The organism is Marinobacter nauticus ATCC 49840, from assembly GCF_000284615.1.
GTDB classification, from domain to species: Bacteria; Pseudomonadota; Gammaproteobacteria; order Pseudomonadales; family Oleiphilaceae; genus Marinobacter; species Marinobacter nauticus.
Genome location: NC_017067.1, coordinates 3,203,079 through 3,215,833 on the forward strand (window position 1 = coordinate 3,203,079; position 12,755 = coordinate 3,215,833).

At 58.0% G+C, this 12,755-nt stretch carries 15 protein-coding genes; 5 read left to right on the forward strand and 10 right to left on the reverse strand.

The features are described 5' to 3' along the window. Positions 1–80: 80 nt before the first annotated feature. From MARHY_RS18785 to MARHY_RS14915, 3 genes are all read right to left on the reverse strand, one after another. On the reverse strand, positions 81–257 hold the full coding sequence (locus tag MARHY_RS18785) for a hypothetical protein (protein ID WP_153740605.1): 177 nt from the start codon (positions 255–257) through the stop codon (positions 81–83). Between the two features lie 120 nt (positions 258–377). After that, entirely contained in the window at positions 378–941 is a 564-nt protein-coding gene (locus MARHY_RS14910; RefSeq protein WP_011786697.1) for an NADPH-dependent FMN reductase, read from the reverse strand. Between the two features lie 143 nt (positions 942–1,084). Beyond that, complete coding sequence (locus MARHY_RS14915) at positions 1,085–1,333, reverse strand: hypothetical protein (RefSeq protein ID WP_011786698.1); 249 nt, start codon at positions 1,331–1,333, stop codon at positions 1,085–1,087. 197 nt (positions 1,334–1,530) lie between these two features. Between MARHY_RS14915 and MARHY_RS14920 the strand changes: the two genes are divergently transcribed. After that, positions 1,531–2,175, forward strand: coding sequence for a hypothetical protein (locus MARHY_RS14920; RefSeq protein ID WP_041655059.1), 645 nt, complete (start codon positions 1,531–1,533; stop codon positions 2,173–2,175). Positions 2,176–2,202: 27 nt separating this feature from the next. On the opposite strand, the gene MARHY_RS14925 is transcribed toward MARHY_RS14920, so the two are convergent. The 3 genes from MARHY_RS14925 to MARHY_RS18865 all read right to left on the reverse strand — a co-directional run bounded on the left by MARHY_RS14925 (position 2,203) and on the right by MARHY_RS18865 (position 3,981). Further along, a complete protein-coding gene (locus tag MARHY_RS14925) occupies positions 2,203–2,871 on the reverse strand; it encodes an alpha/beta hydrolase (protein ID WP_011786700.1) in 669 nt (222 codons plus the stop codon). A 50-nt stretch (positions 2,872–2,921) separates the two neighbouring features. Next, on the reverse strand, positions 2,922–3,671 hold the full coding sequence (locus tag MARHY_RS14930) for a ParA family protein (protein WP_011786701.1): 750 nt from the start codon (positions 3,669–3,671) through the stop codon (positions 2,922–2,924). Between the two features lie 154 nt (positions 3,672–3,825). Continuing rightward, positions 3,826–3,981 (reverse strand): hypothetical protein, encoded by a 156-nt coding sequence (locus MARHY_RS18865; RefSeq protein WP_022990772.1) that lies wholly within the window; start codon positions 3,979–3,981, stop codon positions 3,826–3,828. A gap of 75 nt (positions 3,982–4,056) precedes the next feature. Between MARHY_RS18865 and rhtB the strand changes: the two genes are divergently transcribed. Together rhtB and MARHY_RS14940 are read left to right on the forward strand one after the other, a co-directional pair. Next, positions 4,057–4,677, forward strand: a complete 621-nt coding sequence (rhtB, locus tag MARHY_RS14935) for a homoserine/homoserine lactone efflux protein (protein WP_011786702.1) — start codon at positions 4,057–4,059, stop codon at positions 4,675–4,677. Positions 4,678–4,767: 90 nt separating this feature from the next. Next, complete coding sequence (locus MARHY_RS14940) at positions 4,768–5,733, forward strand: calcium/sodium antiporter (RefSeq protein ID WP_014422541.1); 966 nt, start codon at positions 4,768–4,770, stop codon at positions 5,731–5,733. Here MARHY_RS14940 and MARHY_RS14945 read toward each other — a convergent pair. The 4 genes from MARHY_RS14945 to MARHY_RS14960 form a co-directional block, all read right to left on the reverse strand. Then, positions 5,730–6,584, reverse strand: coding sequence for an Nmad3 family putative nucleotide modification protein (locus MARHY_RS14945; protein WP_014422542.1), 855 nt, complete (start codon positions 6,582–6,584; stop codon positions 5,730–5,732). The two genes, MARHY_RS14940 and MARHY_RS14945, sit on opposite strands and share 4 nt — an antisense overlap. Positions 6,585–6,670: 86 nt before the next feature. Beyond that, the gene (locus MARHY_RS14950; RefSeq protein WP_014422543.1) at positions 6,671–7,537 is read right to left on the reverse strand and encodes a substrate-binding domain-containing protein; all 867 of its coding nucleotides are present in this window, start codon (positions 7,535–7,537) and stop codon (positions 6,671–6,673) included. 11 nt (positions 7,538–7,548) lie between these two features. Beyond that, positions 7,549–9,579 (reverse strand): TonB-dependent receptor domain-containing protein, encoded by a 2,031-nt coding sequence (locus MARHY_RS14955; protein WP_041655062.1) that lies wholly within the window; start codon positions 9,577–9,579, stop codon positions 7,549–7,551. Between the two features lie 95 nt (positions 9,580–9,674). Further along, positions 9,675–10,628 (reverse strand): LysR family transcriptional regulator, encoded by a 954-nt coding sequence (locus tag MARHY_RS14960; RefSeq protein WP_011786707.1) that lies wholly within the window; start codon positions 10,626–10,628, stop codon positions 9,675–9,677. Positions 10,629–10,757: 129 nt separating this feature from the next. Here MARHY_RS14960 and MARHY_RS14965 point away from each other — a divergent pair, with 129 nt between their 5' ends. Together MARHY_RS14965 and MARHY_RS14970 are read left to right on the forward strand one after the other, a co-directional pair. Continuing rightward, complete coding sequence (locus tag MARHY_RS14965; protein WP_041655065.1) at positions 10,758–11,717, forward strand: ABC transporter substrate-binding protein; 960 nt, start codon at positions 10,758–10,760, stop codon at positions 11,715–11,717. Positions 11,718–11,812: 95 nt separating this feature from the next. After that, positions 11,813–12,751 carry a FecCD family ABC transporter permease gene (locus tag MARHY_RS14970; RefSeq protein ID WP_014422546.1) on the forward strand — a complete coding sequence of 313 codons (939 nt, stop codon included), beginning with the start codon at positions 11,813–11,815 and terminating at the stop codon, positions 12,749–12,751. Positions 12,752–12,755 lie beyond the last annotated feature (4 nt).

Here is a 12,755-nt window from a genome sequence, read left to right on the forward strand (position 1 = left end):
TCCGATCATGAACGACAACAACTTGAAGCGGGCAGCGAGGTTCGAGGTATCGATTAGGAGCTCGCTGACGCCAGAGACCGTTAGCCGACCCGGGCCTGCAGAGGGGACATCTTCCGCTCCACCTCCCCACGTTCCTCCTGGGCTCTTTTCAAGCGGGAATAGTTGGTTGGGGTCGGTTCCCGGTCATAGCGTGTCTGCGCCTGATGCGCCAGATCGCACTTCTCCAGCCACTGTTCGATAAGCTCTACTGTGCTCATGGTTCACCTCCGTTTTCGTTAGGTATGCGTTCACCATAAACGACCCACGGAGGTAGAATCCCGAAAGCTTTATGCTTGAATTGTGGCAAATAATGATCGGAAATCAGAGCGCCCGGTGAGTTAGCGCATGGCCTTCATTCCCTCGGCCCACTTGGCCAGCTCCGTCAGCATGGTCGAGGCCGATCCAGTATGATGCTCGGCCGCCTGGAACTTGCGATTTTCGTCCAGAAGTTCCCAGGGCATCTGCACCATCACGCCCTCCACCATCGGCATCATTTTAACGGTGGTCACCAGTTGTTTTGCCATCTGGGCAGACCTAAGCCCGCCAGAGACACCGCCATAGCTGACAAAGGCACACGGCTTGTAATTCCATTCGTTGTAGACGTAATTGATCGCGTTCATGAAGGAAGGCGGCGGGCAGAAGTTGTACTCCGGAAGCACGAACACGTAGGCGTCTGCGCCGGACACACTCTCCGACCAGTTTTTCGTGTGCTCGTGCTGATACTGCTGCTGACGCGGGTGATTGGGCTCGTCATAAACCGGCAAGTTAAAATCCGCCAGATCCACCAGCTCACTGTTAAAAGCACCCTGTTCGTTGGCAAAACCGTTGAACCACTCAGCGATGGCTGGGCCGACACGGCCGGGGCGAGTACTGCAGATGATTGTCTGTAACTTGAGGGACATGGCACGCTTCCTTTTGCTGATGAGACAGATCCGTCAACGCAAACCGTACTGCAAAACCGGTTCACGCCGTTATATATCTTTGATCAGTCTAGCCTCAGCGCCAGGCGATTGATAACACAAGCTTCTGCAGGAATTGTTCAGTTTTACTGACGATCCCGGAGCACCTTCCAGTCCAGAACATTTCCCTCGGAATCAAACTGAACATAGCCGGAATAGCCGTCGGATTCATGCCAGGTCTTAACGTAACCAACCACCTGGCCATCTTCGGCAACCATTTCAAAGGAGGTGTTCTTCTCGTGGGTAATGTGGTGATCATCACTGTCAGGAGCGACTTCTTGAAGTTTCAGGTTCGGGTTTCCGGGAAGTGCGATATCGAGCAGATGTGAGTTCATGGCAAAACCTCTTCGGGCATTCAGGCAGGGGACCGGTTTCGATCCGTCACGGCCAGTGTAGGCAGGATTTGTGTCGCTGCGTTGACACACCTCAAGACCGTTTCCGTGTTCAGCAGACTGTCACAATCCACGTCTTTGAACCCTGGACCGGCTGGCTGCTATGTTAGTTCCGAAAACAGGAACCGGAGGCTACCCCAATGGACTACGTCAGCCCGATCAGCAGCGCCATAATGGCGGTTGTCTGGATCGTCTACTTTCAGCTCTTTTTCCTGCAATACAAACGAAATAACCGCCCCTATCTGGTCATCCACCACGCCCAGAACGAGAACCCGGATGCACTGTGTTTGCTGGTGAACATGGGGCAGGAAACGGTGCATATTCAGTGTGTACAGGTTGTGGTGCATACCCGGGCTGGGCAAGAGAAAACCCTGACGGTTACGCAATACGAGAGCGTCGCACCGGATGACTCCAACGTACAGCATGCTCTGCGGCAGGGTCCGGTGCCTTCCGGTGGCTACCTGGTTCTGGGCTCGTTCCGTAATGTGATTCTCGGCAAGAACAGCGAGGACGAAGACAGCGACTATCTTTTCGAGGACATTACAGGATTTGAACTTCGGGCAGCCGTGATTCACGGCCCCAGCACCTACCCCGTAGGTGTGCGCCGGAGCTTCACTTTGCGCCACGATGGCAGACCAAAAATATTCCCGCACAACATTCACAGCGAGCAGCTAAACCGGCGCAAAGACCGCAACGAGGTGCGCCGCTGGCTTGAGGAAGAGCTTCAGCCCAAATGCAAAGGTCGTTCGGAATCGGACAGCTCCGACCAATCCACCAGCGAATAGGACGGGGAGGATGAGTCCCCGGCCGAGTTAGCGGTCTCCCGAGGTGAGCCGAGACAGGAAAGCGTCCAGGTCTCTCACCTCTTCAAGGCACAGGCTATGTTCCATTCCATAGCTTTGAAACTCCGGCTCGTACCCGAGATCCTGAAGTTTCCGAAGTGCCGCCTGGCCAAGTGATTCGGCCACGATAGGGTCGAAGCGACCATGGCCGATAAATATCGGTAACTTGCGGTTGGCTTCGCTCAGCTCAATGGTATCAGCCGTAGCGAAGTAAGTAGACAACGCAAACAGGCCGCCAAGACGCTCCGGATAGCTGAGGGCCAGCTCATAAGCCACCGCACCGCCCTGGGAGAAACCACCCAGAATGATGTTTTCACTGGCAACACCGCGCTCCCGCTCGGCCCGGATCAGCTCTGCAACCATGGCTGCGGATGCGCGAAGCTGTTCGGCATCAACCTTACGATCGACGTCCATGGCAAGAATGTCGTACCAGGCCGGCATCACCATTCCGCCATTGATGGTAACCGGCAGCTCCGGTGCATGGGGAAAAATGAAACGGACGGGCTGCTCCCGCGAGAACCGGAACTCCGGAACCACCGGCTCGAAGTCATGACCGCTGGCGCCAAGACCGTGCAGCCAGATGATGCTGGTTTGTGGATTGTCGCCGGTGTCGATTTGCAGTGTTTCAAGGGGTGTCATCAAGGCTCCACTCGTGTCGAATAAGTGCCGAGACTCTACCACTTTTCAGGCTATCGAGACCAAAGATCCGTTTTGATACCCGACCACAGTTTGCGGAATTCTCCTGCCGCCAGTGAGCCTGGGGCCAGCACTTCAAGTGGTTGCCCTTCTTCCCCCATACGCTCAACCGCACTCGCATAGGGGACGGCAGCAAGCGCAGGCAAGCCAAGCTTCTCTGCGTCCCGCGCCAACACATCCCGATGCAGATTCTTGCGCCTATCCACCATTGAAAAGAACGGACGCAACTTCTTAACACCGAGTTTTTTATCCTTCACAAACTGTTTCAACTGATCCCAGCTATTCAGGGACAACCAGGTGGGTACCACCGGTACATACACCATGTCAGCCACATCCAGCACCTGCTCGGTAAGTCGGGATAACGTGGGCGGGCAATCCAGAATTACCAGGCTGGTGTCTTCCGACAAAGGCGCCAGCAGGTCTTTCAGCGCACTGCCACCGTGCTCCTGTTCAAGCTTGATGTCGAAATTTCGAAAGCTGGAATGGGCGGGGATAAAATCCAGGTTGGGATAAACGTCTTCGTGAATAAAGCGGGCAATGGGCGATTTCCCCTCCAGCAGTTTGGAGAGTTTCCGGCCCTTCACGGGCTCTGCTCCGGCAAGGTAGAAACTGGATGCCCCCTGTGGGTCCAGATCCCAGAGCAAGGTCCTCAGATTGTCCCGGCTGGCCAGATAAGCGGTGTTGACCGCAGCGGCGGTCTTTCCAACCCCGCCCTTGGGGCTGTAAAAGGCGATGATTCTCATCCTGTGCGGCTCCTGCCGTGTTCCATGTCAGTAAACACTACAGGATAACAGCGACCCAGCGGCCATTCATGAAGCTTTTATGACAACCGGCCAGCGACGATTGGCAAGAACTGTCCGGGATAGGAGGGCACGAAAGGCTTTCGTAAAACCACTTTCACGCGGCTTTGCGAAAGCCCTCCGACCGAACCGTCTTGTCCCGGCTGCGCTTGTATTTGGTTTTGTCCTCAACCACACGCATCTGGTATTTTGGTGTTCTCAATTCCCGTTGCACAGCACTATGCTGCGTGGCTTTCGCCCGTTTTCTGGCCATCTCCCAGTCTCCTCTTCTGGCCGGTGTTTTGTGGCGGTTAGTATAACATCTTCGGATTCAGCAAGAGCGTAAGCAATGACACTCACTGTCTGGCTGACCTTTCTGGTCGCAGCTGTTTTTATCAGTATTTCGCCTGGTGCCGGCGCGGTGAATTCCATGAGCAGCGGGCTTCGCTACGGGGTGCGTAAATCTCTGCCCACCATTGCCGGTCAGCAATTCGGTTACGGCGCACAGATCGTGCTGGTAGGCGCCGGGCTGGGCGCAATCGTCGCCTCCTCCAATACTGCTTTGGCAGTGATCAAATGGATTGGCGTGGTTTACCTTATCTGGCTCGGCATCCAGAAATGGAGGGAGCCACCTATTGAAGCATCCCGGGCGGACCTCTCCGGATTCAGTCCAAGACAGCAGTTCTGGAACGGAGCTCTGGTAAACCTCACCAACCCGAAGGCCACCATCTTCCTGATTGCCCTGTTCCCCCAGTTTCTGGTGGCGGGCGCGCCCCATGGTCCTCAGTTGGCAACCATGGGGGCTACGCTGATCTTTGTCGATATCCTGGTGATGGTAGGCTATGCCATTCTCGCCAGCCAGCTGTTCCGGTTCATGACCACCCCTGCGCGCCAGCGGCAAATGAACCGGGTTTTTGGTGGCCTGTTCGTGACCGCAGCGGTGGCCCTGGCCAGTTTCAAGAGAGCCTGAATTGCCACTGGCTGATAGGTAGTTCTGTGTAATTGTGCGGCCATTGCGATTGCCGTCAAATACTCCGACATCAACCTGGGAGCCAACAACGTGCTGATTGCATCTCTCGCCATTCTTGCCGGCCTTGCCCTTCTGGTCTGGAGTGCCGACCGGTTTGTTGAAGGATCGGCCGCTACGGCTGGCCATTTCGGAATGCCACCTTTACTGATTGGCATGGTGGTGGTTGGCTTTGGTACCTCGGCACCGGAGATGGTGGTTTCCGCGCTGGCGGCCTCTCAGGGCAACCCCGGCCTGGCGCTGGGTAATGCCTATGGTTCCAACATCACCAACATCGGCCTGATTCTCGGTATCACCGCCGTGATTGCCCCCATTGCCGTACACTCTCAGGTGATGCGCAAGGAATTGCCGATTCTGGCCCAGGTTACCCTGGCGGCGGCCTGGCTGCTGTTTGACGGCGAACTCAGCCGGCTGGATGCGACCGGCCTGCTGGTGCTGTTTGCGCTGGTGCTGGGCTGGAGTATCTGGTCTGGCATGAGAAAAACTGATGATGTCTTCGCCACCGAAATGGATGCCGAGCTTGCCACTCATCCCATGCCCATTCGCAACGCGATGCTCTGGCTGGTCGTGGGGCTGGTTCTGCTGATTATCAGCTCCCGTATTCTGGTCTGGGGCGCAGTCGATCTTGCCACCCGCTTTGGCGTCAGTGACCTCGTGATCGGCCTGACCATTGTGGCTATTGGCACATCTCTGCCGGAACTGGCCTCTTCTATCATTGCGGCCCGCAAGGGCGAGCATGATCTGGCTTTGGGTAATATTCTGGGCTCCAACCTGTTCAACACCCTGGCCGTGGTCGGTATTGCCGGCTCCATTGCCCCCATGGCGGTGGCCAATGAAGTCTTGATCAGGGATATTCCAGTGATGGTGGGCCTGACCCTCGCCCTGTTTGTGCTAGGCTATGGATTTCGCGGGCCCGGGCGTATCAATCGTGTGGAAGGTGTTGGGCTGCTGGCCATCTTCGTGGGCTATACGGCCTACCTGCTAAGCACCACCTTTTAAGAGAGCAGTCCCGGGGTCAGCAACCATTCACTGACTCCCGGATACTGCTCCAGATCCAGGACAAACTCCTGACCACGTGCCGCGCACTTTAAGCGGCAGTATTCCCCGGAATCCTCCAGGCGCCAGCGTTCCGGATTGTGATGATAACTGAGGGGTGACTTACCAGGTTGGGGCATGAAGCCAGCCGGTAAGCGCCAGTCCGTGACCATTGAGGCTCCGGGTGCGGTCAGCCGGTGCTGATCTGACAAAGCCTCCACGGCTCCGGCGGCTGGCAAATCCTCACGCAAGCCTGGAATCTGAAGCCTGTCGCCGCTGACATAGAGACTGTTCTGTGCTGATCGCTCGCCATGCAGGTGCGGATGATAGCGCGCCCAATCCGGTACCGGCGACGCGTCGCCCAGAGGCCAGACGTCGGCCACCTGCAACCAGCCCCAGACAGCATGAAACGGTCGGCTATCGGGCACAAAGCGCCATCGTCTCCGATAACGTTCCACCGGCCGGAACAGCGCAAAAAAGAGAAAAAGATCACCAGGCCCAATGTCATGATTGGCCAGGTGCGCCTGGGCCGAACTGTGCTGGCCAAGCACCGGGCGCCAGCCTGGCAGCCGGGGATAGGCACTTTCGATAACATCGGGATCCAGATGCGCACCACGTCTGGAAAACGCCTGCTGCCCGGTAAGCTGCGACACCAGCGAACCAATGCTTTCTCCGTGGCGCCGGACCTGGCTATAGCGAATGGGCGACTGGTCATCCGGAATGGGCAGTGCCAGGCAACTGCCGTCCGGGAAGACCGGATTGGGACAGCCACCAGCGGAACTGTCGAAGCCTTTTCTGCTGAGGATCAGTTTCATAGCCGAGCATTATTGACCAAAGCGGCGCAAACAAAAAAGGCCCGTCGGCGTTTGCCGGCAGGCCTTAAGGTTCTGCTGCGCGAGAGTTACCGCACCGCGTTCACCACTTCATCCACTTGCAGCCGTACGCTCTGCAAGCCGCCACCGGACAGGTACCAGAGGCCTGGGTTAAGCACCACAACTTCGGTAGACACACCAGCCTCGGCCAACGAAGCTTTCAACGTCTCCGGCGCCAGCGGTTCATCTCCGATCGCGGCACTGCGATCAACCACCAGCAGGTTATCCGGCGCCATTTGCGCCAGAACATCGGCTGTTACCGGATAGAAGGTACGCTCGCCACGCACGACGGGCTGCACACTGTCTGGCACAGCCGCAGGTGTCAACGCCAGTAGCTCGTAGACCAATGCTTCCTGCCGAAGTGAAAAGTTCCCGTTATTATGGGTCACCACGGTAACGGTACCTGCGTCGGCCAAGGTCGCCTTTTGCGCCTCAACGTGCTGCCAGAGCGCGTCCAGCTCTACCCCAGCCACCTCTTCAAGGCCGTAGTAGCCAGCCAGGCTGAGCACCCGGTCATTCACCGCGGCCTGAAGATCATTCCCCTCCAGCGTGACATCACGTACTGGAGCCTCCTTCGCAAAGGACGTAAGGGCTTCCGCGCCCTGGCGCCCGGTCATCAGTACCAATCCTGGTTTCAGGTCAGTGGCCAATGCCAAATCGGGGGTCTTCAGACCGCCTGCGTCCGGCAGCCTTGCACCCAGGTCCGCCAGATAATCCGGCAGGCTCTGGTGTGGAATGGCCACAACCTTTTCTTCCAGACCCAGCTCCAGCAAGGTGTCCAGTGCACCGTGATCGTAGCTGATCACCGTGGGGCCGGTTACTTCCGTCGTGGTCGCGCACCCGGTCAGGGTTATGCCGGCCAGAGCAAAAGCCATAATTCGTTTCATTGAAGTCATGGTTACTATCCTCAGAAGTCGACCGCCAGGCCAAGGTTCAGGCGACGGCCATCCAGCACCACGCCATAGTCATCATTGGTGATTTCTTTATCAGCCAGGTTGTACAGACCCGCGGTCACCCGGGCAGAATCGGTCAGTTGGTAAAGCAGGCCAGCATCCATCAGCGTGTAACCCGGCGTGCCATCTGACATGCTACGGCGGCCAAGGTAATCGCTGGTTTCGCCACGGTAGTTGGCCTGGAACCAAAGATTCAGGCGGTTATTCGCTTGCCAGTCCAGGTTGGCGTTAGCCATGTGCTCAGGAATTTTGTTCAGCGGTTCGCCTTTGTACTCCCCGGTCTTCTGTTCAGAGTCGGTGTAGGTGTAGCTGGAATTCAGAGTGACCGCGTCGGTGAGCCGGTAATCCAGCGTCAGTTCGACGCCTCGCATTTCGGCTTCGTCGATGTTGGCCCGGGTACTCAGGAACAGGTAGTCGTTGCCCTGAAAGCTGCAGGTCCAGGTGGCCGGGTCATCGCGATCCCCATTGGGAGACTCACAAAGCCGGTCTTCGGCAATCTTGTCTTTGAAATCGGTCTGGAACAGCATCACGCTGGCGTTCAGCCCCATGGCCCGGCTATCAAACACCATTCCCGCCTCGTAGCTGATACTGGATTCCGGATCCAGTTCCGGGTTGCCGATGATCAATGCCCGTGGATGCGGCGCAGGTGAGCCACCGCCGCCAGTGCCACGGCCGAAGCCTTCGGTCACATCGGCCAGACCCGGCTGACGATATCCCGTAGACACCCCACCCTTGAGGGTCAGCTCTGGCGTCAGATCGTAAAGTGCGTAAACCCTTGGTGAAAACTCACCGCCAAACAGCTCGTCGTCGTTGTAACGCAGCCCTGTGGTCACCGACAACTGCTCGGTCAGCCCCCACTCCACTTCCGAGTACACCGCAGCGATCCAGCGATCAACACTGCGGACGGCGCCTGGAATATTGGATGTCAGCAAACCGTTGGTTTCGTCGGTCAGCTTTTCCTTTTTGTACTGGCCACCCACCGTCAGCACATGGTCGCCCCAGAACCGTGTAGCCTGGGTATCCAGCATCGATACTTTCTCTTTCTTGGTCTGATCCTGTACCCGCTCGGACAGGTCATGCTGGATAAAGCTCCGGGTCAACCAATCGCCATAGTTGCCGGCGTGAGACAGCACGTATACATCTTTGTCATAGATGTAGTTTGAGCCGGTTTCATCCTCTGCCACACTCTTGCCGGGTGTGCTGGTCTCTTCCAGACGGGAGCTGTCGTAACTCAGGGCAAATTCGTTGCGACTATCCGGAGTCAGAATCAGCTTGGCACCACCCTGCTTGCGCTTGCTTTCCGGGGTACTGCGTGCGGAGTCATCGGCACCGGCAAAATCGCTCTCATCATCCCCTCCCCAGGCAGCATTCACTTCCGCACTGAGCAGGTCCTCCACCAATGCGCCGCCGGCAAACAGGCTGGTCTGCCGGCTGTCGTTGCTGACATCGTTCAGAGATTTGGTGTACTCGGATGAGATAGTGCCCGCCCACTCACCACGGTTTTTGCGGGTGATGATGTTGATGACGCCGCCCATGGCTTCAGAACCGTACAGCGACGACATCGGGCCACGGATGACTTCAACCCGCTCGATCATGGAGATGGGCGGCAGAGCAATCTGCTTGCCACCGTCCTGGCCGTTGGTGTTTACCGAACGCCCCGCTGAGACCGGCCGACCGTCGACCAGATAAAGCGTGTAACTGTCGTCCATCCCCCGAATGCTGATGTCCTGCGCACCACCGCCACCGGTTACGTACACTCCCGGGATGTTATTCACCGCATCGACAATACTCTTGTAGGACTTCTTCGCCAGCTCCTCGCCAGAGATCACCGAAATACTGGCCGGCGCATCCGAGATGTTCTGCTCAAAGCCAGCGGCAGTCACCACAATTTCACCCAGCTCAACGGGCTCGGCCTGGGCCAGACTTGCGGTGCTGGCACTGGCCAGGGCAACCGCTGACGCCAGCAAAGGAAAACGACGGCGCATGAATAACTCCTTGTGTTGTGCAACGTTCACGATGTATCAGTTTTCGCATTTGCGAATCATTATCAGTGGCGTGAACATTAACACAGCGCAAGGGTTCAGGTGTTGGAATGATGCGTTCCGCTTTTCGGAACAGCCTGTGTGGCAGTACCACCGCCCCCAGTCCATTCCTCCGGGATACAGCTTCGTAGATGAGCAATAAAGGCCCGCACCCGACGGGGAAGAACACCATGAGGATAAAGCAAGGTCACTGGCAGGTCGGGTCCATACCACTCCGGTAGGCAGGACTGAAAACTGCCGGGATGAGCCGTCAGCCGACGTTCCACCAGCCAGACCGGCATCAAGCCAAGGCCGCGGCCCGCGGCAATGGCGTCACCCTGCACATTGAACTGGTCCACGGTAAACCGACGGTCCGGTAGCGATAGCGGAAAATTGCCCTGGCGGGAGTGGTGCAATATCACCCCGGTGTCTGCCATACCCAGCAGATCCACCCAGGGATGATGGGCAAGCTCTCCCGGTGCAGCCGGCTTGCCGTGCTGCCGGAAATAGGCCGGGCTACCGAAAATACCCTGCTTAAGTACACCGAGCACCTCCTGGCGCAGCGCTGTCTCACCGGTCTCGCCCAGCCAGATACACACACCGTCCTCGACCGCTTCCGGCAGGTTCCTCTGGGTGTGAATCGCAACACGAAGGTCGTCATGGTCAGCCATAAAGGACTCAACCACCCCGGAAAACCAGCCACGCACAAAAGATTCGTGACAACGCAATTCCAGCTTGCCGGTTACCTCGGCTTTGAGTTCGTCCAGTGCCTCCCGCCCCTGCACCACCAACTCGAGAATGTCGTTGCAATAGCGGTAGAACACACGCCCGGCATCGTTCGGCACGATCTTCCGGGATTGTCTCAGCAACAGTGGCTGCCCCACATTCTCCTCCAGTTGTCGAATCCGGCGGCTGAGAGTGGACTTGGGTAGTCCCAGATCCCGGGTACTGGCGGTCAGGCTGCCGGTGCGCACTACCGACACGAAAGCTTCCAGCTCCTGCAAGTCATACATGATTTGGTTCCATTATTTGCAACTGACCGTTCCAATTTATCACTTTAAAACCTTAACGAGAACAATTATCATTATTTTCCATTAAAATTTGTAAGCTATCTAACACCCCGCTGCCGGAGCGCACTGACCATGACATGCCGCACTCTCACCCCCAGACAGACGCTTCTCCGATCCATTGTCATACTGGCACTCTCCGCCATGGGCGCGGGTACCAGTCTCGCGGGTACCCGGTCTGTGGAAACGGCCTATGGCCCGGTAACGGTCAACGGCCAGCCAGAGCGAGTAGTCACACTGTACGAGGGGGCCCTGGACACGACACTGGCTGTCGATGCCAACCCAGTGGGTGCTGTAATTACCCGTGGCGGCAGCGACGTTGCCGATTACATCAAGTCCCGGGCAGGCGATATCGCTATTGTGGGCGCACCGGCCGAAACCAATATTGAAGCGGTTATCTCCATCCGGCCCGATCTGATTCTGGCAGCACCGCGCACCAATGAGCAGCAATACCAGTTGCTGTCGCGGATCGCGCCGGTGATCGTGTCAGATGTTCCCATGTTCCAGCCGGACAGCTGGGAACGGGAAACCCGCCTGTTCGCCAAAGCCCTGGGGAAGGAAGAGGCCGCTGAGCAGGTGATTGCTAAAGTCGAATCCCGCATTGGCGAAGTGGCCGCCCTTGTGGAGGCTCGCATCCCGGAAGCCCAGCGAGATGCCACCCTGGTTCGCTGGATGCCCCAGGGGCCACTGGTGATGGCGGAAGGCCTGTTCTCGGCCTCGATTCTTCAGGCAGTAGGCTTCCGGATAGATGACAATGATCTGGTTAAAGAAGGTCGCCCCCATAGCGAACCACTGAGCCTGGAGAACCTGTCCAGCATGGACCAAAGCTGGGTATTCCTGGCGACACTGAATGAAGATGGCGACAAAGCACTGGAGGCAGCCCGCCAATCCGCGGCTTTTGCCCGCCTGGACGCAGTTGAACACGACCGTGTGATCACCGTCAGCGGGCAACTCTGGACCAGCGCTACCGGACCTCTTGCGGTACTGGCCATTCTTGATGACATCGAAGCCGCGGTCACTGCCATTCAGCCCTGAAGCGCCCAATGTTGAACGCTCTATCCCCGACTAGCGTGGTTGCGTCTCGCGCTTTTTTCCCGCCGCTTCTGGCTGCGGGATTTTTATTGTTGCTGGTGGTACTGGCCAGCCTGCTCTATGGCGCCGGTCCGGTGTCTGCCAGCGATGCCATGGCGGCGCTGATGGCCAATGGCACGGAGGAAGCCTGGTTCGTGGTCACCGAGCTTCGGCTGCCCCGCACCATCATTGCCCTGATCACCGGCCTCGCACTGGGCCTGGCCGGTGCCCTGCTCCAGTCCATGACCCGCAACCCACTGGCCGAGCCGGGCTTGCTGGGCGTCAGTGCTGGCAGTGGCTTTGCAGTAGCCCTGGCCATCCTCTTGGGCGCCACCACAGCTACTCTCACCACCCTGGCCGCCCAGCTTGGATCGCTCGCTGGCTGTGCCCTGGTGATTGCCGCTACCAGGGTGCAGGGCCTGGGCAATGATCCTGTGCGTCTGGTATTGGCCGGGGCCACCATGACCGGTCTGCTGCTGGCACTGACCTCCATGTTGATGCTGATGGACCAGCGGGCCGCCGATGAGATTCGCTTCTGGATTACCGGCAGCGTGGCCGGCAAACCCTTGTCCATGCTTTGGGCAACGCTTCCTTCCATCACTCTCGCCCTGGTTCTGATTGCTATCGTGGCACGACCATTGGCAGCCATGGCCCTGGGCGAAAAAGCGGCCGTTGGACTGGGACATCACCCGGGGCGAATCCGCTTCCTGATCACTTTCACGGTTGCTCTGCTGGTGGGCTCGGCAACGGCCCTGGCCGGGCCGCTGATCTTTGTCGGACTGGTGGTGCCGTTTATTGCCCGGGCCTTTTCCGGCCCCGATATCCGCAAGCCCCTCTTGCTGTGTGTGCCTGTTGGCCCTGCCGTGGTACTGGGTGCCGACGTGCTTTCCCGGTTGATTGCCGCGCCCGCCGAAATGCCTCTGGGGGTGGTTACCGCGCTGATTGGCGCTCCGGTGCTGCTGGCCATTGTCCGGGCCGGCCGGATGCCTTCGCTATGACCGC